This window comes from Dactylosporangium sp. NPDC050688, assembly GCF_040654515.1.
Lineage (GTDB): Bacteria > Actinomycetota > Actinomycetes > Mycobacteriales > Micromonosporaceae > Dactylosporangium.
In genome coordinates this window covers 60373-80337 of the sequence record NZ_JBFAIC010000021.1, presented here as the reverse complement: position 1 = coordinate 80337, position 19965 = coordinate 60373, and the positions used below count along the sequence as shown (strand labels likewise).

Genomic DNA, 19965 nt, shown 5'->3' with positions numbered 1-19965 from the left:
CGTCGTCACCGCCCGGCTCCGGCCGGTATGGCGTGACGACCGCCGTTCGCTGACCGCCGGTCCATCTACGGCCGCACGCGGTAACCACCGGTCGATTGACCCGTGGTCCGTGCGGCCCGGCAATCCCCCCGTCCCCGTCATGGGGCGCGTTCTGGCATCCGAGAGGAGAGCCCCATGTTCACCCACCCCTCCGGCGATGCAGCGCCGCACGGGCCGTCGGCCGTCGGGCTCGACCTCGGCGGCGCGGGCACCAGGATCTGGGCGTCGGGCCACGGCCTGCTGCAGGTCAGCTATCCCGGGACGCCGAGGACGCCGGGGCACGGTCCGGTCGTCCGGGGCCGGATCACCGACGCGGAGGCGATGTGGGCGTTGCTGTCGGGCCTTCGGACCGCCCGGCGGCGCCCGCTGCCCGGCGGCGCCGTGATCGTGGCGTGCCGGCCCGTGGGCAGCGACCCCCAGCTGGAGGCGGTGCGCGGGCTGCTGACGGCGGTGTTCGAACCGGCGCGGCTGCTGTTCATCGACACCGTACGCGCGGCGGCGATCGGCGCGGGCGCGGCCTCGGCGCCGCTGCTGATCGCCGACATCGGCGCGCACCTGACCGAGGTCGCCGTGCTCGCGGACGGCGTGACCGTCGCGGCCCGGCGGCGTGACGTCGGGCTGCACGACGACACCGGCGGGCCGGATCCTGACGCGGCCGTCGTCACCGCCGTCGCCGAACTCGTCCGTCACGTGTGCCGGACAGCCAGTGACCGCGAGGCCGTCGCCGCGGCGGTCCGTGGTGGTCTGCTCCTTGTCGGTGGCGGTGCGGCCCGGCCGCGGCTGGCCGCCCGCATCGCCGGCGCCACGGGCACCCCAGTGCGCCGTCCCGCCGCGCCGCATCTGGCCGCGGCGCGCGGCGCCGGCCTGGCCGCGCTCGCCGCGCTGCGCCGCAGCGCCGTGCGGTCCTGACCGGCGCGGCACACCGCTTCCGACCCACCGGCGCGACCGGCGCAACACACCGTTTCCGACAGGCCGGCGCGACCGGTACAGCACACCGTTTCCGACATGCCGGCGCGGCCGGCGCAACACACCGTTTTCCGGCACGCCGGCTCGACCGGCGCAACACACCGTTTTCCGGCACGCTGATGGGAGATCCACATGAACGTCGACACCGCTCCGAACCTCGACACGGTGCGGCAGACGCTGCAGGACCAGCTGCGGCAGCACACCGAGACCCTCGCAACCCTCGAAGCGGCCGGCGCCGACCCGAGCGCCACCGGCGAGGACCCGCACGCGATCGCTACGCGCACGGCCACGGCCCGCCGCGCGATCGAGGAGGTCAACGCCGCGCTGTCACGCATCGCCGAGGGCAGCTACGGCCGTTGCGAACGCTGCACCGGCCCGATCCCCGCCGAGCGGCTGGAGATCCTGCCGCACGCCCGGCTCTGCGTGCCCTGCCAGGCCCGCGGACGCTGACCGTCCGCCGCCGAGCGCTGCCATGAACGAAGAAAGCGAGGCCATCATGCCGCACGATGCGGTGCTGCACGAGGAGCTGGAGGCGCAGTTCGCGCAGCACGTGGCGCGCCTGACGGCCCTGACGAACCGCCCGCGCAGGACGGCCGAGGACGAGGCCGAGATCGAGGCGGCACGTGCGGCGGTCGCCGAGACAGCCGATGCGCTCCGCCGGATCGCGACGGCCGCTGCGGCCCGGCCATGACGGGCGTCCTCGGCAGGCAGCGGGAGCTCGAGGTGCTGCGGGTGCTGCTGCACGAGCACCGCGACCACTGCCGCACCCAGCTGCGCCTGCTCAACCAGCCGGCGCCGGACGGCGACGGCGGCACCGAACAGCCGGCGCTGGCCGCGCTCACCCGGCACCGGCTCCGCGACCTCGAGCATGCGCTGGACGCGCTCGAACACGGCCGCTACGGCGTGTGTACCGCATGTGCGGCCGACATCCGCATCGACCACCTGCTCCGGCAGCCGGCGGCGAGCCGCTGTCCCGGCTGCACCGACGCCGGTCACCGGCACCGGGTGTAGCGCGGAGCCCGCATGGAGATCGAACTGACCTCACTGCCCGGCATCGGCACGTGCCGGTCGTTCACCAGCGCCACCGGGCGCCGCGTCACCGTCATCGCGCACCACGCCGGCGGCCGCCGGGAGCTCATCCACGGCTGCGGCGGCGAACCGGACGGCCGTGGCCGCCTCATCCTCACCCGGGAGGAGGCGATCGTCCTGGCCGGGCTGCTCGGCGTCTTCGACGTCACCGCCGACCGGGAGCCGTGCTGACCGGGTCGCCGGCAGGTCAGGTCGTGCCCGCGCGGGTCTCGGCCGGCCAGTTGAGGAGCTTGGCGCCGAGGACCGCGGCCTGCAGGGTGAACCGGTGGGCCGGGTCGGCCGCGTCGTAGCCGGTGAGGGCCTTGACCCGGCCCAGGCGGTACGTCACCGTGCGCACCGACACGTGCAGCCGCTTCGCGGACTCGGTGGCGACTCCGCCGGTGGCGAAGTAGGCCTCCAGCGTGTCCAGCAGCGGCCCGACGCCGATGCGGGCCTGCAGCAGGGGGCTGAGCACGGCCGAGACCAGGTCGGCGATGGCGGGCTGGTCGCGCAGCAGGACGCGGTACACGAGCAGGTCGTGCGCGGTGATGACGGGCTTGTCCACGTGCAGGCGACCCGCCATGGTCAGGGCTTCGCGGGCCTCCTCGTATGAGCGGGCGATGCCGTACAGGCCGGGGTGCGGGCGCCCGACCGAGACCCGCCACGGCCGTCCGTGCCGCAGCCGTTCGAGCTCGCCGTGCATCAGCTCGCCCAGCTCGCTGTCGCGGCCCGCGGGTGCGGTCGTGCCGGCCGCGGCGGGTTCGGCCGGAGCGAGGACGACCAGGAGGTGTTCCTTGGTGGCGACGAGCACGTCGCGGTCGCCGAGCCGGTCGAAGATGACCGCCTCGAGGGCGCTGATCGCCGCGTCCGCGTCCGGCAGCCGCCGGCTCGGCGCGGCCAGGGCCACCTGGTGCACCCGGGCGAGGTCGAGCCCGAACGGCTCCGCCCGTTCCACCACGCTGCCCAGGTCGGAGTCGCCGCGCAGCAGGTCGTCGACGAGCTCCCGGCGCAGTGCCTCCTCCCGCCGGACCAGGTCCCGCCGCGCGACCGCGTAGCCGTCGGCGAGCGTGGCGACCGCGTCGTCGATGACGTGCAGCACCGCGGCCGCCGCCGCCCGCACGACCTCGCTGTCGCCGGAGCGCACCACCATGGGCAGGTCCTGCCACAGCCTCCGGGCCGCCGACAGGTACAGCTGCACCACCCGCCCGGCGGAGATGCCCTGCTCGGCGGCCTGCCGGCCGAGCAGCGCCACCGCGTCAAGCTCGGCGCGTTCGGGCCGGCGGCCGCTGACCGCCGCGTCGGCGAGCATCGACAGGTAGTCGCCGAGCAGCTGCACGGGCACGCTCCCGGCGTCCCGGGCGGCCGCGGTGGCCACCTCGTCCAGCCACACCTGCTGCGCCGGCGGTGCCGTGGCCGCGCCGGTTGACTCCCGCCGACTGCGGTCGGCCACACCCCCACCTCCCGCCGACGTCCAGCCGCCGGGTCACCCCGGTCGGCTGTCCGCGAGAACAACGGCCGCTGACTGCCGGCCAGCGGCAGTTTAGCCCCGGGTGCGGTGTGCGTACCGCGGGTGATGGCCGATCCCGTCGCGGCCACCGGCCGGCTCACGTGTGATCTTGCCAGGTTGGCCCGGTCCCCGTTCGGGTGTCGCGCCCCGGATCCGGTGACCGGCGCCGCCGGACAAGGCGACGATGGTCGTGCCCGTACCGGCAGCGGCAATGGCACGCGGAGCGCGTTCGACCGGCCGGTGCGGCGGGTACCAGATGGCCGACCCCGACCGAAGGAGGCGGCTCATGCGATCCCCCACCGCCACCGGCGCCGGCACCGACCAGGTCCGCGCCGCGCTGCGGACCGCACCGCGGCAGGCCCGCGTCTGGCTGCGCACGGCCGAGCGTGACGCGATGGCCGGGCTGCGCAGCGCGGGACGCCAGGCCGGCCCGCTCAACGGCGTGCTCGGCTGGTGGGCGGTGACGAGCTTCGGCCTGCTGAGCCTGCTGCTGGCGGTGCTGGCGATGCTGTGGCCGTCGTCGGTGCGGACGTTCGGTGCCGCGGCGGCCGGCTCGTGGCTGCTGTTCGTCGCGCTCGGCCGGTTCGGCGGCGGGCAGCTGCTGCGCGCCCGCTTCGGCGGGCCGCGCCTGTTCCAGGCCGGGGCGGCGCTGCTGGCGGTGGCCGGCCTGGTCGTGGTGCAGCTGCCGGCGTACGACACAGCGGTCGCGGCGATCAGCCTCGCCCTGGGTGTCGCGGCGGCCGGCGACGCCGGGGGCGCGGCGCGGTTCCCCGGCCTGGCCCGCGGCTGCCTGCGGATGCGGGCCGCGTGCGGCCTGGTCGCCGCGATGGCGGTCGCCGTCGCGCCGGCCACCGGGCTCGTCGTGGCCGCCGCGTGCGTGGGGCTCGGCGAGGTCATGTTCGCGGCGCGGCTGCTGCCGGAGGTGGAGCGGATGCTCGACCACGGCGCCCCAGGCGCGGCCTCCGACGACGATGACGGCTTCATGCTGTTGCCGCTGCCGGGCACCGACCAGCGGTAAGCCGGCCGGTCGCGGCCGGCGGCGCGCCGGCGCCTGACGGCCGGCGGCGGCGCACGTACGGCCCCCACCAGCATCGACCGGGCTCGCTGTCACCGGGCATCGCGGCGGGTCGCGGTACCGTATGGTCTGCGCCGTGCGTCGATCATGGTTCCCGATCATTCTCTCCGCGGCCCTGTTCACGGCCGCCTGCACCGATAGCGGCCCCGAACCTGCGCCCTCCGCCAGCGCGGCGCCCAGCGTCGCCGCCAGCCCGGCCGGCCCCGACTACAGCGCCTGGGCGGCGGGCCGCTCCACGCCGGTCGCCGACCCCGTGTACCCCAACTACGGCAATCCCGGTGTTGACGTGCTGCACTACGGGCTCGAGCTGGCCTGGCAGCCGCAGACGAAGACACTGACCGGCACGGCGACGCTCCGGCTGCGCGCCGCGGCCGACCTCACCGAGGTGAAGCTCGACTTCTCCAAGGCGTACGCGCTGGACGCGGTCACGCTGAACGGGGCGGCCGCCACCGGTACCGTGGCGGACACGAAACTCACCGTGCCGGGGGCGGTCGCCAAGGACGCGTTCGCCACCCTCGTCGTCAAGTACCACGGCACGCCGGCGACGGTGCCGATGCCGTCGCACCGCCGGGACGTCGAGCCGCTCGGGCTGACCGTCACCAAGGACAACGGCCTGTGGACGATGCAGGAGCCGTACGGCGCCAGCACCTGGTACCCGGTCAACGACCAGCCGTCGGACAAGGCGCTGTACGACATCGCGGTCACCGTGCCGGACGGCTGGTCGGCGATCGCGAGCGGCACGCTGAAGGGCCAGGACGGCAACACGTTCACGTACACCGCGACGCAGCCGGTGGCCAGCTACCTCACGACCCTGGCCGTCGGGCAGTACAAGAAGGAGACCGGGACCGGTCCGCGTGGCATCCCGCTCACGTACTGGTACCGCCAGGGCCCCGACGACAAGGCGCTGCCCTACCTGCGTAAGTCGCCGCAGTATCTGCAGTGGCTGGAGCAGCGCTTCGGCCCGTATCCGTTCGACAGCGCGGGCGTGCTCATGGTGCCGTCGGCCTCCGGCATGGAGACCCAGCAGATGATCACCATGGGCCTGCCCGACTACGGCAGCGACGCCGACTTCAAGGCCGGCTTCGACGCCGACCTGCTGCACGAGTACGCCCACCAGTGGTTCGGCGACGCCGTCACCCCGACGAACTGGAACGACCTCTGGCTCAACGAGGGCTGGGCCACGTACGCGCAGCACCTGTACACCAACGAGCGGGACAAGGTGACCGCGAAGCAGTGGGAGGACTGGGCCCGCGGCGTCGACGCCCGGCTGCGCAAGAACCTCGGCCCGCCCGGCAAGCCCAGGGCGGACAGCTTCGCGGAGAGCAACGTCTACATGTGCCCGGCGCTCATGCTGCACCAGATCCACAAGCAGATCGGTGACGCCGCGTTCTTCGCGATGGCGGCCGACTGGGCGCAGAAGCACCGCGGCACGACCCAGGACCGGGCGTCGTTCATCGCGTTCGTGAACCAGCACACCGGCAAGGACTTCACGTCGCTCATCAACACCTGGCTGGACTCGCCGACCACACCGAAGTAGCCCGCTGCGCGAGCGGCCGTCCGGCGCGTACACCGGACGGCCGCCGGTCGGTCAGAAGGTGGCGATCGGGTTGACCGGGCTGCCGGACGTACCGGCGAAACGGACCGGCGCGACGGCGAGCTGGAAGTCCCACTGGCCGAGCTCGGCGGCGGTCGCCGCGCACGCCTCCAGGTCGCAGTTGTCGAGCAGCCACAGCCCCATCGCGACGAGGCCCACCGCGTGCACCGGCATCAGCACGTCTGGGTACCCCGACGGCTGGACGTCCTGCGGGGTGTCGGCGCCGATCAGCGAGACCCCCCGTTCGTGCAGCCACGGCAGGCAGGAGGCGTGCCAGCCGGCCTGCGTGAAACCGCCGGCCGCGCCGGCCTCGTGCCGGGCGCGGCCGTAGCCGGTCCGCAGCAGGACCGCGTCGCCGGGTCGCACCCGCACACCCTGGCGGCGCTCGGCCTCCTCCAGATCCTCGGGGACCACGCCCTCCCCCGGCTCCAGCCACGGCACGTCGCGGACCCTCGCGATGTCCAGCAGGACACCACGCGTGACGATCCCGTCCGCCGCCGCCGTGACGGCCGCCCACGCCGATCCCGTCGCCGCGTCGACCAGGGAGTGCGGCCGCCCGTTGTACATCGTGCCGTCCCAGAAGATGTGGCACGGCGCGTCGACGTGGGTGAGGGTGTTGCCGTGGAACGTGATGCCGAGCCGCTCGGACGAGAAGCCCCAGCGCCGGTCGGCGTGGAACGCGGCCGGCATGTGCTGCGCACCCGGCATCTCGGCGGCGCACGGGCAGCTCGTCGTGGACCGTTCCATCTCGTCCGGCACGGCGACCTCCCATGCGCACGACACGCTCCTGCCGTGGCGCACGGCCCGCGCCGCCGCCAGCCGGACGTCGTCGGTGATGTGGTTCAGCGTCCCGAGCTCGTCGTTGTCGCCCCAGCGTCCCCAGTTCGACAGCGTGTCGAAATACCCGAGCACGTCGTCCGGGGTGGGTATCGGCCGCCCTGCCGTCATCCCGGCATCGTATCCGCCTCACCTGCGGCGCGCCGTGCGGACGGCCATCGGGTGCACGGCCCGCAGCGGCACGGGATGTGTGCTGATCTCGCCTTCGGGGCCGGCGATGTACAGCCGGTCGGCGGCGACCGCGACCGCGAGTGGCGCCTCCGGCACGGTGACGACGTGGCGGGGCACGCCGCTGAGCAGGTCCCACACCGTGACCGCCGCCCCGGCCGCCGCGGCCAGCACCGCACGGCCGTGCAGGACACCGGCGGCGGGCGCGCTCAGGTCCCCGGCGGGCTCCGGCAGGGCCGGCCCCACCGGCCGGCGCAGGGCCAGGTCCAGGACGCGGTAGTCCTGCCAGTCGGTCTTCACCAGCAGCGCGGGCCGCCGGCCGAGGGGCCACGGCCCCCAGCGGTACCCGCGCACGAACACGGGCGGTGCGACCGGCCGGCCGCCGACCGCGTCCCACAGCCAGCCGCGCCAGTCGGTCCGCGGGGTGTCGCCGTCGGGCTCCAGCCACGCGTACGTGCGGCCGGCCACCGCGACGACCTCGTCCACCCGCCAGCCGTCCGGCACGCGCCACGGCGCCCGCAGTGTCTCGCCGGTGCGCAGGAGCGCATCGTACGGTCGCGCACCGCGAACGGGCACGGCGCGTGGCCCAGGCCGGTTCGCCGCAAGGGGTCAGATCACTGCAGATGCGCCGTCGCCGTCGTGCAGCATCTCGGACAGTGCGGCCGGGTCCGCCCGCTGCAGCAGGTGTTGCATCCGCGCCGGCGGTTTGCGCAGCGTCAGCCGGCCGCCGTGCTCGCGGAGCCGCCGGTGCAGCTCGACGAGGAGGTCAATGTCCGCCGCTGCAAGGACATCGCACCGGGCGACGTCCACCCGCAGGTGGACCCGGCGCCGGCCCGGTGAGCCGCTGAGGATGGCGAAGTACAGCGCCAGGTGTCCGATGTCGTGGGGCTTGTCGATGACCGCGTCGAACCGGAGCAGCCGCGAGGCGCCCCTGGGTGCGGCGGGGTCAGGGCGGGTCACACCGTGTCCTGCCGGCTCAGGGCGAGCACGGACACCACGCGGTCGCAGGTGATGCCGTTGACGGCGAAGGCCGTCGGCGGTGGTGCGTCGATGCGGTGCAGGTCGCCCGTCATGGTGGCGGTGAGTTCCCGGCCGGCGGACAGCGGTGCGGTGCCGGTCAGGGTCACCTGCGTGCCGGCCTGCGACCACGGCATCCCGGTGACGGTGGCGATGCGCTGCCCGGCGGGCACCGTGAACTGCAGGGTCCACGGTTGTCGCAGGTGCCCGGCGACCGACAGTTCCGCGGTGAACGTCGTGCCGTCGCGCTGGCTGGTGTACCGGATCGCGCACGCTTCAGGGGCCGCGGGGCCCGGGGCGGCCGGTCCGACCGCACCGGCCGGGCCGCTCGCCGTGGCTGTCGACGGCCGGCCGATCGGGTGGATCCAGCCCAGGACCGCGGCGAGGACGGCGATGAGCGTCGCCACCGACCGCCGTTTCCGGTGGCGCGGACGGTGCCGGGCGGGTGCCTCCCATGGGGCCGGCCGTGGTGTCGCCGCCCGTGCCGGTGGCGGCGCCGGCCGGTGGTGCTCGCCCACGTCGGCCGGGTCCGGCTCCGGGTCCGTGCCGTACTCGGCCAGCGCCTCACGCAGGACGCGGGCCACGTGACGGCTGGACGGTCGCAGCTCCGGATCGCCGGCCAGGCATTGATCGCACAGCGCGACCACCGCTGCCGGCACCTGCGCCGTCGGTGGCATGCGCACCTGCGGGGACCGGCGCCGCTGCCGCACGAGGCCCTGCCGGTCCGCCGCGGTCCAGGGCAGCGCACCGGTCAGCATCTGCATGAGCACCAGGCCCAGTGCGTACACGTCGGCGGCGGCGGTCACCGGCTCGCCCCGGGCCTGTTCCGGTGCCATGTACTCGGGCGTGCCCAGCATCACCCCGGCCGGGCCTGCGGGCAATACCCCGCAGAACGCGGCGAGACCGAAGTCGACGACCTTCACCCGCGACGGGGTGAGGATGATGTTGCCCGGCTTGATGTCGCGGTGCACGACCCGGTGCAGGTGCGCGGCGGCGAGCGCGTCGGCGACCTGGACGGCGATGCGCACCGCCCGCTGCCACGGCATCGAGTCCGGACCGGCCAGCCGTTCGCCGAGGGTTTCACCGTCGACGAACTCCATCACCAGGTACGGCAGCCGGCGGCGGAGCCCTCGTCGCAGGTGCCCCGCGTCGTGGACGACGGCGATGTTCGGATGGATGAGGCGGGCGGCTGCGCGGGCCTCGACCTCGGCCCGCTCCTGCGCGCGTGCGGAGCCGGCGAGCTGCGGCAGGAGCATCTTGACCGCGACGGTCCGTTCGAGCCGGACGTCGACGGCCCGCCAGACGGATGCCATGCCGCCGGTGCCCGCCTCGGCGATCAGCCGGTACCGGCCGCCGATCATCGGCATGACGTCGCCACCTCCCTGGCGTGCGCTGCTCGGCACCGAGCGGAGCCGAGAGCGCAATCCTCACCACGGGGCATGGAGGACAACCGGCGAATGTATGACAGTTGCGCGACGACGCGCCGTCATCCAACTGTCATCTTCCCGCCGGACGGTCTCCATATCGCCGGAGCAGACTGCAACCGGCCAGCTGGCCACGCAGCTCGGAGGGAACGCGTCGCGTGCGCTGAACTCCCGCAGACGCGGTGGTGGGGTCCTCCCCCCGGGCATCCCACCACCGCCTGGCCGGCGCGAGCGGTGGTCAGGCCGGCCGGATGAGGCCGGTGTAGTCGGCGGCCGTGAGCGGGCCGTCGTCGAGGGACGCGTCGGCGCGGGGCACCCGCAGCGGCTGACCGTCGAGCCGGAACGACACGGTTCGCACATCGGCACGGCTGGTGAGCGTGCACACGATCTGGCCGTAGGCGAGGACCTCGTCGTTGCGGCCGGCGCCGTCGGGCCGGTTGCCGATCTCGACCGTCGCGTCACCGCCGCGGACCTCCACCGTGCCGGTCACGGTGATGCCGGTCAACGCGCTGGTGTATCCGGCTTCCCGTTCCGTCGCGGTCGGGCCGGCCAGCAGCTGCCGCAGCTGCTCGTCGATCGCCGGCGTCTGCTGGGCCGGGCGGTGCACCGCGACCAGGACGTCGTCGCGCACGAGGTACAGCAGCTCGACCGGTACGCCCGGCGCCGGGCTGGCGGTGTGGGCCGCGGTCGTGGGGTCCGGCCGGCTGCCCACCGAGATGGGTCGCGGGTCGTCCTCGGTCGGCACGCCGCATCCGGTGAGCATCATCGCGGCGGCCAACGCGGCGACGAGCGCCTGTCGCCGGCCGGTCACAACGGCTCCCGGCGCAGCTCGACCCGGAACCGGGCGCCGCCGCCGGGCCGGTCCAGGACCAGGGCCCGGCCGCCGTGCGCCGCGGCGTGCTGCGCGACCAGCGCCAGGCCCAGCCCCGCGCCGTCGTCGTCGGTGCGGGCGCGGGCCGCGCGGCCCCGCACGAACCGGTCGAAGATCGTCGTCTTGTCCTCCGGGCTGACGCCGGGGCCTTCGTCGTCGACCTCGATGAACCACACATCGCCGATCGCCCCGACCCGGACGGCGGTGGCTCCGCCGCCGTAGCGTGCCGCGTTGTCCAGCAGGTTGCCGATGATCTGTTCGACGCGGCGACCGTCCACCGGCCACAGGTGCGGTGTGTCACCAGCGGCGGTGACGAGGCCGGGTGCCAGCTTCCGTGCCTGGCACGCGCGCCGCGCGACGGCCACGACGTCGATCTCCTCGCGGTTGACCGGCTGGTCGCTTTTCGCCAGTTCGAGCAGGTCGTCGACGAGGGACTGGAACCGGTCGATCTCCTCGACGATCAGCCCGACCGCCAGCCCGGTGCGGTGGTCGAGGTGCTCGCGCCGGCGGGCCAGCACGCTGGCCGACGCGGCGAGGGTCTGCAACGGCGAGCGCAGCTCGTGGCTGACGTCCGCGGCGAAGCGGCGGTCCTGTTCGAGGCGTTTCGCGAGCCGGTCGACCATGTCGTTGAACGAGGTGGTGAGCTGGACGAGATCCGGTTCGACGGCCGGGTCGAGCCGGGTCGACAGGTCGCCGGCGGCGATCTCCTTCGCCGCGCCGGCCACCGACCGCAACGGGCGGGCCACGTACCGGGCTGCGTACCAGCCGAGGCCGGCCCCCGCGACGGCGGTGAGCGCGGCCACGACCGTGAGCACCCAGCTCAGCGTCCGCAGCGTCTGGTCCAGCTCCCGGAACAGATCGACCTCGTACAGCGCCGCCGTGTCGGTCAACGGCACGCCGACGACGATCGCGGGGACGCCGTTGACCCGGACCAGTTGCTTGCCCGCCTGCCCCTGTTGGACCAGGCGTTGCAGGCTCTGCGGCACCGCCTCGGTGGTGCCGTCGTCGGCCGCCCGGCCGAACCAGTTGCCGTCGCGGTACAGCATCGCCCGCCGGTTCCCGCCGGTGTCCAGCGCCCGCAGCAGGTTCACGACGTCGACCTGGTCGGTGAGCATTCCCTCCCGCAGGATCCGGGCGTCATACGATGCGGCGCGCACCGACACCCGCTCGCGTCCCTCCAGCAGGTAGCGCCGGGTCGCCTGGTACGTGGCGAACGCCATCGACGCTGACAGCAGCAGCGCGCCGACGGCGAATCCGCTGACAACTCGGGTCCGAAGCCCTGCACGTCTCATCGCTGCAGCTTGTAGCCCATGCCGCGGACCGTGACGAGGTGCCGCGGTGTCCGCGGATCGGGCTCGACCTTCTGCCGCAGCCGCCCGATGTGGACGTCGACGAGCCGCTCGTCGCCGATCTCGTACTCCCACACCCGCTGCAACAGCTGCTGCCGCGACAGCACCAGGCCGGGATGCTCGGCCAGCTCGCACAGCAACCGGAACTCCGTGCGGGTCACCGCGACCGGCGTGCCCCGCAGCCGCACCTCCCCCGCGTCGGGCAGGATCTCCAGGTCACCGAAGACCAGTCTGGACATGGTCGGCGGCGCAGTGCGGGCCCGTCGTCGCAGCGCCCGCAGCCGGGCCGACAGTTCCTTCACCGCGACGGGCTTGACGAGGTAGTCGTCGGCGCCCGCCTCGAGGGCGGCGACGATGTCATGCGTGTCGTCGCGGGCGCTCACGACCACGATCGGCACGTCGTCGTGGCGGCGCATCTCCCGTACGCAGTCGAAGCCGTCCATCCCGGGCAGCATCAGGTCGACCAGGACGGTGTCCGCCGGTTCGGCCCGTTGCGCCTCGAGGCCCTCCTCCGCGCTCGCCGCGGCCCGGACCGTATATCCCTCGTCCTCCAGCGCCAGCATCAGCGACAACCGGATCCGGTCGTCGTCCTCGATCACCAGTACACCTGCCATCACCGCATCATGCCTTCCCACGGCGTGCGTATCGCCGCCGGAACGCCGTGCTGCGACCTGGCAGCGCTGTCACCGGGCGCCGCCGGTCGTGGGCGCCGGCCACCGGCGAAGCTCGTCGCTCTGCCGCTGGTCGGCGGGCTGCCGGGCACGTTGCCACTGCCTGCGGTGCCGCGGCCGGTAGCCGGCCGGTGTCGGCGCCTGCGGCGGGACCTGGTCGAGCCGGGGGTTCATGCCCAGCAGGGTGAGCCGGCCCCCGGTCGCCCACAGCCGTTCGTGCACCGCGGCGAGCAGCGCGGTGCCCGCCTGGTCGACACCAGCGCAACCAGTGAGATCGACGACGAGATGCGCCGGGACGGCCGTCACCGCGTCCTCGAGCCGCTGCCGCCAGCGCGGCAGCGTCGCCGCGTCCAACAATCCGGTGACGACGACCACGATGCGCGGCACGATGGGCGGCACGATGGGCGTTGTCACGCAACCTCCCGCGAGATCTCCAGCACCTGCATCACCCTGCGCCGCCGATGTGGAGAACACCCCGCAGCGGTGTGACGGTTCCATGACGCACCCCCCGCACCCGGCGACGGCGCTGCCCTGGCGGCGCCGTGCGGATGTCACGCAACTGTCACAGGGCCGAGGGCCTGCCGCCGAACCCGGCGGCGACGCTGACACGTATGACCCGGAAGGAGACGACATGCAGCCGATAGCGCACACACCAGCAATGCGGCTGGTCGAGGTGCTGGTCACCGACCCGCTGGACACCAGCACCGCGCCGCGCCTGCGGGCGCTGCTCGACGACGCCGCCGCGCTGCGCCCGGCGGACCTCGTCATCGACATGACGGCGTGCGCGTACATCGACGCCGCCGGCATCGGGGTCCTGCTCGACGTGCACCGCAAGGTCTGGAGCGACGGCGGCCGGCTCACCCTGCGCGGCCTGTCACCGAAGGTCGCCCGCACCCTGCGACTGGCCCGGGTCGACCGGGTCCTGCAGGTCACCGCGCCCGGCAGGTTTGTCCCGCCGGCCTGAGGAAACGTTGGCCCGGCGCCGCCGCGTCAGGGCGAGCGGGGTGGCTGCCGGCCGCGGCACACGAACCTGGGGAAGGTGACACGCGTGGCGAAGTTCCTGTTCCGGAGCACCTACACAACCGAAGGCGTCCGGGGTCTGCTCGACGAAGGGGGCAGCGGCCGGGTGACGCAGACCGAGCAACTGATCGCCCGTCTCGGCGGCCGGTTGGAGTCGTTCCACTTCGCCTTCGGCGGTGCCGACACGTACATCATCGCGGAGCTGCCCGACAACGCCACGGCCGCCGCGGTCCGTCTTGCCGCCACCGCCTCCGGCGCGGTCTCGACGGAGACGGTCGTGCTGCTGACGCCGGAGGAGATCGATCAGGCCACCGGGCAGAAGGTCGTCTTCCGCCCGCCCGGTGCCCAGTAGGCCGGGTGGTCATGACGGCTTGCGGATGACCGTGAACTTGTGCTCGGTGTGCTGGGCGAACTTCATGAAGCCGCGCAGCCCGGGGATGCTCTCCATCATCCCGAAGACCGGGATGAGCAGGATGACGACCGGGGGTTCCCACCACCTGCGCCGGCCGTCGCCGGACACGGCGGCGTTGAGCCGGAGGCCTTCCCAGTACATCCAGATCGTGTACGCCATGTTCAGCGCCCAGAGCGGGATGATGAACAGCGCCACCGGGGAGGTGTTGCGTTCGGCGACGAGGATGCTCAGCAGCATGACGACCGAGACGTTGGTGATCGGGCCGACGACCCACGACACCACCGAGTATCCGAGCAGCAGCCGGTTGCGCAGTTGCAGCGACCGGTTGAACACCAGCGCCGTCAGGCCCCAGGACCAGCGTTCGCGCTGGCGGACGAAGTCGCGGAGGCTGGCGGGCGACGCGCCGTAGCAGCGCCCGCCGAACCAGGCACTGCGGCCCTTGTAGCGGGCGCTGAAGATCAGCGCGAACTGGGCGTCCTCGACGATGCTGCGGGGGCCGAAGTCCCAGCCGATGCTCGCCTCGATCGAGGCCCGCACCAGCAGGAGTTCACCGTGTACGCCGGCGCGGGGGGTGCCGCTGCCGGTCCAGGCCGAGAAGCGTCCCACGTCCTCGGCGGGCCGGACGGAGTCCGCGAGCCAGGTGAGCGTGTTCACGGCGTACTCGCGCGGGTACGTCAGGACGCCCTGCGCCAGGTGCTTGGCGTCGCGGCCGGCCTGGGACTGCTCCTCGATGAACCGGGCCATGGTGAGGGCGGTGTCGGGGCCGACGCCGGTGTCGTCGTCCATGTGCAGCACCCACACGTCGTCGCGGTGCTCGTGCTCATGGATGCGCAGCTCGTGCGCGTAGTTGGTGACGCGCGCCTTGAATCGTGTGCCGTTGGCGGTGCGGTACCGCGCCGGCACGACGACGAGCCGGATCAGCGGGCTGCGCGCGGCCAGCCCGGCGATCCGGTCGGCGGCCTCGCAGCCCTCGTCGATGACGATGTCGATCCTGAGCCGCGGGAAGCACGCGGGGAGATGCTCGAGGTAGGACAGCACCGAGCGTTTGAGCGCGGGGTACGTGTCGTGCCGCCCGACGGTGGGCACGAGCACGATCAGGAAGTCCGGGCTGCTCGTCGGCCCGCGGCCGGACCAGCGGGCCTCTGCCGCGCGCAGCCGTCTGCGGGTGCCCCGGATGCCGACGATGCCGGTGATCGTGGTGATGATGGGCCACGTCCACAGCACGGTCAGCGGCCAGCTGAGCGCGTCGGTGGCGAGCGGGTACACGAACCACAGGTCACTGGCCACGACCGCCAGGTACGACAGGATCAGCGGCCAGAACCCCGGCCGCCCGCCGGCGAGGCCGCGGTGCGCAGCTCCTGCCTGTCTCGGGCCGGGCAAGGTCTGCGTCATCCGGAACTGCCCTGTGGTCCGCGCTTGCCGGTCCGCAGGCGCAGCCTTCGTTGCGCTCACGTCCGCCTCCCCCTGCGTGTTCGATGTCGCTGGGCGAGGGGCTACTACCCGTGGACGGCTCGGGGTCGGCCTGGGCGATGGTGCGGAAGTCGGTCCTACTTTCGGAGTAGTACCGCCGTAGCGGGACGTTGCGGCCCTACCGGGCCATTGCCTTGCTGCCGTAGACGGTGGCTTCCTTCGCGGTCGCCCGGATACCGTCGGCGCTGGCGAAGATGCGCTGGCCCCATGCCGTCAGCCGGTCGGGGTCGAAGCCGGTGGCCATGTCGAGATACTCGACGCCGCCGCTGTTGCCGCTCCACGACCAGCCCAGGTATCCGATTCCGCGGGCCTGCGCCTCGGCCATGACGGTGTCGTCGGCCACGGCCCCGTCGGTGTGCTTCCAGCCGAACTCACCGACCACCAGGGGCAGCCCGGCGTTGTGGAATGCGTCGTAGTAGTCGGTGACCTTCTGGGCGGTGCCGTACACGCCGTACATGTGGACGGAGAACACGATGTTGCGTCGCGGGTCGCTGTTGAACACCGCCGCGGCGTTGCTGCGCATGACGCCCTGCCAGTCCTGTCCCCAGTTGGGTCCGTCGACCATGATCAGGTGCTGCAGGCCGGCGTCGCGCAGCTTCCTGACCGCTGCGCTCGTCGCGCCGGCCCAGCCCGTGGTGTCGCCGTTGCCGTACGGCTCGTTACCGAGGTTGACCACGACGAAGTTCTCCTGGCCGGCCAGGACGCTACTGAGTCCGGTCCAGTACTCGGCGGCCGTGTCCAGGGCGACGGCCTCGTCCTGCTCGCCGTAGCCGGTGGTGTCGTGGTACTCCAGGACGCAGATGAGCCGGTGCTGTTTGCATCTGGCGATGACGTCGGCCACCTCGCCGGCCCCGACGCCGCCGGTCAGCACGACACGCAGGGTGTTGGCACCCAGCCGCTTGATGTCGGCGAACGCCTGGTTCTGGTCCTTGTGCCAGGCGTACGGGTGGCTGACGCCGCGCATGACGAAGCTGCTGCCGCCGGCCTCGACGATGTTCCTGCCGCTGACGTGCAGCCCGGTGCGCGGGTGCAGCGTCTGCGTCGATCGGGACTGGTGCTTGGCGGCGAACAGGTTGGCGGCGAACATGACCGCGATCAGTGCGGCGCACACCGCTCCCACGGTAACGGCTGGTCTTCTCATGATCTCCCTAGGCTTCGGTCGCCGACCGGCAACGGTACGAGCGACTCCACGCCACGAGGCAGGCACGCACGTGGCGGGTGGGTCGGGCAAGGAAGCGGGCGACGGTGCGCCCGGCACGGTGCGGGCAGGTGCCGTCGGCCACCTCGCCACCGGGTGGCCACACAGGCCCGGCGACGTGCCGCCGAGTGTACGGTCCGCAGGATCACCCGCAAAGCCATCCCGGCGTATCACCACACGTCAGCGGCCTTGCCACCCGGCCGCCCGGGCACCGGCCGCCGGCCACCGGTATGCGGCCGCGGAGGCGGTTCACCGGGGTCGGCGCGGGTAGGTCCGCTGCTGCCCCTGACCCTCAGGAAGGGACGCGTCGATGGATGCCGCCGAGCTGGCTTCCCGCGACGTCCACGCGGTCGCCCTCACCTGGGTCGACAACGCCGGCGTCACGCGGGTGAAGGCGGTGCCGGTCGGCCGGCTCGACCACGCGGCCGGCTGGGGTGTCGGCATGTCGCCGGTCTTCGACGTGTTCCTCGTCGACGACTCGGTCACCACCAGCGACCACGTCGGCGGGCCGGCCGGGGACCTGCGGCTGTTCCCCGACCTGGACCGCGTCACCGTCCTGGCCGCGCAGCCGCACTGGGCGTGGGCGCCGGTCGACCGGCGGACCCAGGACGGCGAGCCGTGGCCGTGCTGCCAGCGGACGCTGGCCCGCACCGCCGCCGCCCGCGCCGCCGGGCTCGGCCTGGAGCTGCGGATGGCGTTCGAGGTGGAGTGGTACCTCGCCACCGCCGACGGCAGCCCTGCCGTGACCGGCCCCGCCTACGGGATGACCCGGGTCGTGGAGGTGGCGGCGTACCTCGACGAGCTGGTGCAGGCCCTCGACGCGCAGGACGTGCCCGTCGAGCAGATCCACCCGGAGTACTCGCCGGGCCAGTTCGAGGTGTCCGTCGCCGCCGCCGACCCGGTGCTCGCCGCGGACCGGACGGTGCTGGTCCGCCAGACCGTCCGGGCGGTGGCCCAGCGGCACGGGCTGCGGGTGTCGTTCGCCCCCGTCGTCACCGCCGGGCAGGTCGGCAACGGACACCACCTGCACGTCTCGGCCCGCCGCGACGGGCAGGCGCTGTTCAGCGGCGGTGACGGGCCGCACGGGCTGCGCCCCGCGGGCGAGGCCGCCATGGCCGGGCTGCTGCGGCGGCTGCCGGCGCTCGCCGCGCTCGGCTCCCCCGGCGTCACCAGCCGGCTGCGGCTGCAGCCGCAGCGCTGGGCCGCACCGTACCGCTGCTGGGGCCACGAGAACCGCGAGGCCGCGCTGCGGCTGGTCACCGGCAGTCCCGGCGAGCGCGACCGGGCCGCCAACGTCGAGGTCAAGTGCTGCGACGGCGCCGCCAACCCGTACCTCGTCGTCGCCGCGGTGACCGAGATCGTCGCCGCCTCATGCGGGCAGGACCTGCGCCTGCCGCCCGAGGTGCCGGGCGACCCAGCGCTGCTGCCGGAGGACCGCCGCCCCGACCGGCTGCCGCAGACGGCCGGCGCCGCCGTCGCCGCGCTGCGCACCGACGACCTGCTGGCCGGGCTGCTCGGGCCGCCGCTGCTGGAGGCGTACTGCGCGGTCCGCCTCGCCGAGGCCGACCGGTTCGCCGGCGCCACCCCGCAGGAGGTCGTCGAGGCGACCAGGTGGAGGTACTGACCGGCGTACTGGCGGCAGGCGTTGTCCTTCGAGTCGGCATTGGATGGGCATCAGTCATCCAGCGGCGACAACCCCCGTGTTCTGGCAGGCGGTCAGCAACCAGCGGCCGTCGTCCTGTTTGGACATCACGTACAGCGGAGCACCCTCGCTTTCGTCGCCTGGGGTCAGGTAGCGCTGACGGACCTTGACCGCGGCGACGTCGGGGCGGATGAAGAACACGTGGACCACCTCGTAGGTGACCTTGCCGTCCCAGTCTGCCGCAGGCAGGACCTTGCGGGTGAACTCCGAGATCGCGTCGAGCCCGATGAGGACCTTGCCGCCGCTCGTCGTCCAGACCGCGTCGGGGTGGAAGAGGCCGAGGAACTCGTCGGGGTCCTTGTGCTGCTGGGAGTGTTCGACGGTGGCTACGACCTGTTCGATGGCTTCGAGGTCTGCGGCATTCGCCGGGGATTCCGCGTCCATGCGCACCATGGTGGTACCTCAAGCACGGTTGAGGTCAAGCAGTGATCAACCACTGACCCCGTTGCGGTACTTCCGCGCGTCGGCAACGCCGGAGTGGGTCAGGTCCTCGGGCACGACGATGCGTTCGTACAGCTCGTCGCTGATGCCGCGGCGCAAGGCGGCCTCCTTGAGCGTCAGGTCCTCGTCGATGGCGTAGGTGACGCCCCGGTGGGTGACCGGCGCGACGGGGATGCCGGTGGGGATCAGCCCGCGCCCGTCGGTCCAGGCGATGAGCTGGTCCGGCATCGCCTCGATGCGTTCGGTCGGGTTGGACAGCGGGAAGATGATCGGCCGGTCCGTGTGCGCCGCCATCTCCCGCACGATCGCCTCGGTGAACGCGCCGTGCACGGTGGAGGTGCCGATCAGCATGGTCGGCCGGACCCGGGCGACGACCTCGTGCAGGCCGATCCCACCATCGCGCCGCCAGTCCGCGACCTCGGCGGCCGGCCGGGCGTACGGGGTCTGGTAGTCGCGCAGGCCGGTCATGTCGTCGGTGAGCAGTCCGGGCCTGTCGAGGCACCAGATCTGCCGGGTGGCGGTGTCCCGGTCGGCGCCGTCGCGCACGATCGCGTCGCGGAGCTGGTCGGCGATGCCCACGCCGGCGGTACCGGCGCCGAACACGACGATACGCTGGTCGCGCAGGCGGGTGCCGGCCGCGCGCCCGGCCCCGAGCGCGGCGGCGAGCACGATCGCGCCGGTGCCCTGCATGTCGTCGTTGAACGTGCACACCTGGTCGCGGTATCGCTGCAGGATCCGCCAGCCGTTGCCGGGCCCGAAGTCCTCCCAGTGCAGCAGGGCGTCCGGGAACAGCTTGGTCGCCGCCCGTACGTACGCGTCGATGAACTCGTCGTAGCGCGCCCCCCGCGCCCGGGCGTGCCGGGTGCCGAGGTAGTCGGGATCGTTGAGGGCGGCGTTGAAGACCCGCACACCGTTGGCCCCGGAGGCGAAGGTGCCGTCGGTTGCGGTTCGCTCCGGGTCGGGCGGCCGGTTCCCGGCGTTGAACAGCCGGTCGGCCGCCTCGTGGGCCGTCGGGTCGGCGAGGTAGTTGCCGCGGGCGCCGTCGCAGCCGAGGTCGTTGAGGGCTTCGAGCTGGTCTCGCCGGTTGACGTCGACGGCGGTGACGGTGCGGGCAAGGTCGTGGAACATCCCGGCCG

General features: G+C 73.4%; 23 protein-coding genes. 10 read left to right on the top strand and 13 right to left on the bottom strand.

Annotation, left to right across the window (positions count from 1 at the left end; genetic code table 11):
- Positions 1–174: 174 nt before the first annotated feature.
- From AB0H83_RS21665 to AB0H83_RS21645, 5 genes are all read left to right on the top strand, one after another.
- The gene (locus AB0H83_RS21665) at positions 175–948 is read left to right on the top strand and encodes a cell shape-determining protein MreB (RefSeq protein ID WP_360096628.1); all 774 of its coding nucleotides are present in this window, start codon (positions 175–177) and stop codon (positions 946–948) included.
- A gap of 189 nt (positions 949–1137) precedes the next feature.
- Positions 1138–1455 (top strand): TraR/DksA C4-type zinc finger protein, encoded by a 318-nt coding sequence (locus AB0H83_RS21660; protein ID WP_360096625.1) that lies wholly within the window; start codon positions 1138–1140, stop codon positions 1453–1455.
- Positions 1456–1477: 22 nt separating this feature from the next.
- Entirely contained in the window at positions 1478–1696 is a 219-nt protein-coding gene (locus AB0H83_RS21655; RefSeq protein WP_360096622.1) for a hypothetical protein, read from the top strand.
- Positions 1693–2016: a hypothetical protein gene (locus tag AB0H83_RS21650; protein ID WP_360096619.1), complete on the top strand. Its 324-nt coding sequence runs from the start codon at positions 1693–1695 to the stop codon at positions 2014–2016. Before AB0H83_RS21655 ends, AB0H83_RS21650 begins: the two co-directional genes overlap by 4 nt.
- Before the next feature lie 12 nt (positions 2017–2028).
- A complete protein-coding gene (locus AB0H83_RS21645) occupies positions 2029–2265 on the top strand; it encodes a potassium transporter TrkA (protein ID WP_360096617.1) in 237 nt (78 codons plus the stop codon).
- A gap of 16 nt (positions 2266–2281) precedes the next feature.
- On the opposite strand, the gene AB0H83_RS21640 is transcribed toward AB0H83_RS21645, so the two are convergent.
- Complete coding sequence (locus AB0H83_RS21640) at positions 2282–3523, bottom strand: helix-turn-helix domain-containing protein (protein WP_360096614.1); 1242 nt, start codon at positions 3521–3523, stop codon at positions 2282–2284.
- A 343-nt stretch (positions 3524–3866) separates the two neighbouring features.
- On the opposite strand from AB0H83_RS21640, the gene AB0H83_RS21635 reads away from it, so the two are divergent.
- Together AB0H83_RS21635 and AB0H83_RS21630 are read left to right on the top strand one after the other, a co-directional pair.
- Entirely contained in the window at positions 3867–4598 is a 732-nt protein-coding gene (locus tag AB0H83_RS21635; protein ID WP_360096611.1) for a hypothetical protein, read from the top strand.
- A 133-nt stretch (positions 4599–4731) separates the two neighbouring features.
- On the top strand, positions 4732–6192 hold the full coding sequence (locus tag AB0H83_RS21630; RefSeq protein WP_360096608.1) for a M1 family metallopeptidase: 1461 nt from the start codon (positions 4732–4734) through the stop codon (positions 6190–6192).
- Positions 6193–6243: 51 nt separating this feature from the next.
- Here AB0H83_RS21630 and AB0H83_RS21625 read toward each other — a convergent pair whose 3' ends face one another.
- From AB0H83_RS21625 to AB0H83_RS21590, 8 genes are all read right to left on the bottom strand, one after another.
- Positions 6244–7197, bottom strand: a complete 954-nt coding sequence (locus tag AB0H83_RS21625; protein ID WP_360096605.1) for a cyclase family protein — start codon at positions 7195–7197, stop codon at positions 6244–6246.
- An 18-nt stretch (positions 7198–7215) separates the two neighbouring features.
- Positions 7216–7740 carry a hypothetical protein gene (locus AB0H83_RS21620; RefSeq protein WP_360096602.1) on the bottom strand — a complete coding sequence of 175 codons (525 nt, stop codon included), beginning with the start codon at positions 7738–7740 and terminating at the stop codon, positions 7216–7218.
- A 123-nt stretch (positions 7741–7863) separates the two neighbouring features.
- Positions 7864–8214, bottom strand: coding sequence for an STAS domain-containing protein (locus AB0H83_RS21615; RefSeq protein ID WP_360096599.1), 351 nt, complete (start codon positions 8212–8214; stop codon positions 7864–7866).
- Entirely contained in the window at positions 8211–9638 is a 1428-nt protein-coding gene (locus AB0H83_RS21610; protein WP_360096596.1) for a protein kinase, read from the bottom strand. Before AB0H83_RS21610 ends, AB0H83_RS21615 begins: the two co-directional genes overlap by 4 nt.
- A gap of 295 nt (positions 9639–9933) precedes the next feature.
- Positions 9934–10506, bottom strand: coding sequence for a GerMN domain-containing protein (locus AB0H83_RS21605; protein ID WP_360096593.1), 573 nt, complete (start codon positions 10504–10506; stop codon positions 9934–9936).
- Positions 10503–11858 carry an ATP-binding protein gene (locus AB0H83_RS21600; protein ID WP_360096590.1) on the bottom strand — a complete coding sequence of 452 codons (1356 nt, stop codon included), beginning with the start codon at positions 11856–11858 and terminating at the stop codon, positions 10503–10505. Before AB0H83_RS21600 ends, AB0H83_RS21605 begins: the two co-directional genes overlap by 4 nt.
- The gene (locus AB0H83_RS21595; RefSeq protein ID WP_360096587.1) at positions 11855–12529 is read right to left on the bottom strand and encodes a response regulator transcription factor; all 675 of its coding nucleotides are present in this window, start codon (positions 12527–12529) and stop codon (positions 11855–11857) included. Before AB0H83_RS21595 ends, AB0H83_RS21600 begins: the two co-directional genes overlap by 4 nt.
- A gap of 69 nt (positions 12530–12598) precedes the next feature.
- On the bottom strand, positions 12599–13000 hold the full coding sequence (locus AB0H83_RS21590) for an STAS domain-containing protein (RefSeq protein ID WP_360096584.1): 402 nt from the start codon (positions 12998–13000) through the stop codon (positions 12599–12601).
- A 217-nt stretch (positions 13001–13217) separates the two neighbouring features.
- On the opposite strand from AB0H83_RS21590, the gene AB0H83_RS21585 reads away from it, so the two are divergent.
- Both AB0H83_RS21585 and AB0H83_RS21580 read left to right on the top strand, forming a co-directional pair.
- Positions 13218–13550 carry an STAS domain-containing protein gene (locus tag AB0H83_RS21585; RefSeq protein ID WP_360096581.1) on the top strand — a complete coding sequence of 111 codons (333 nt, stop codon included), beginning with the start codon at positions 13218–13220 and terminating at the stop codon, positions 13548–13550.
- An 84-nt stretch (positions 13551–13634) separates the two neighbouring features.
- The gene (locus AB0H83_RS21580) at positions 13635–13958 is read left to right on the top strand and encodes a GYD domain-containing protein (RefSeq protein WP_360096578.1); all 324 of its coding nucleotides are present in this window, start codon (positions 13635–13637) and stop codon (positions 13956–13958) included.
- Positions 13959–13967: 9 nt separating this feature from the next.
- Here the strand turns inward: AB0H83_RS21580 and AB0H83_RS21575 are convergent, their stop codons facing one another.
- Both AB0H83_RS21575 and AB0H83_RS21570 read right to left on the bottom strand, forming a co-directional pair.
- Complete coding sequence (locus tag AB0H83_RS21575) at positions 13968–15410, bottom strand: glycosyltransferase family 2 protein (protein WP_360096575.1); 1443 nt, start codon at positions 15408–15410, stop codon at positions 13968–13970.
- A 196-nt stretch (positions 15411–15606) separates the two neighbouring features.
- Positions 15607–16599, bottom strand: a complete 993-nt coding sequence (locus tag AB0H83_RS21570) for a glycoside hydrolase family 5 protein (protein ID WP_360096572.1) — start codon at positions 16597–16599, stop codon at positions 15607–15609.
- Positions 16600–16996: 397 nt separating this feature from the next.
- Here AB0H83_RS21570 and AB0H83_RS21565 point away from each other — a divergent pair, with 397 nt between their 5' ends.
- The gene (locus AB0H83_RS21565) at positions 16997–18310 is read left to right on the top strand and encodes a glutamine synthetase family protein (protein ID WP_360096569.1); all 1314 of its coding nucleotides are present in this window, start codon (positions 16997–16999) and stop codon (positions 18308–18310) included.
- 54 nt (positions 18311–18364) lie between these two features.
- On the opposite strand, the gene AB0H83_RS21560 is transcribed toward AB0H83_RS21565, so the two are convergent.
- Positions 18365–18772: an SgcJ/EcaC family oxidoreductase gene (locus AB0H83_RS21560; RefSeq protein WP_360096566.1), complete on the bottom strand. Its 408-nt coding sequence runs from the start codon at positions 18770–18772 to the stop codon at positions 18365–18367.
- A gap of 45 nt (positions 18773–18817) precedes the next feature.
- Positions 18818–19957: an oxaloacetate-decarboxylating malate dehydrogenase gene (gene maeA, locus AB0H83_RS21555; RefSeq protein ID WP_360096563.1), complete on the bottom strand. Its 1140-nt coding sequence runs from the start codon at positions 19955–19957 to the stop codon at positions 18818–18820.
- Positions 19958–19965: the final 8 nt, after the last annotated feature.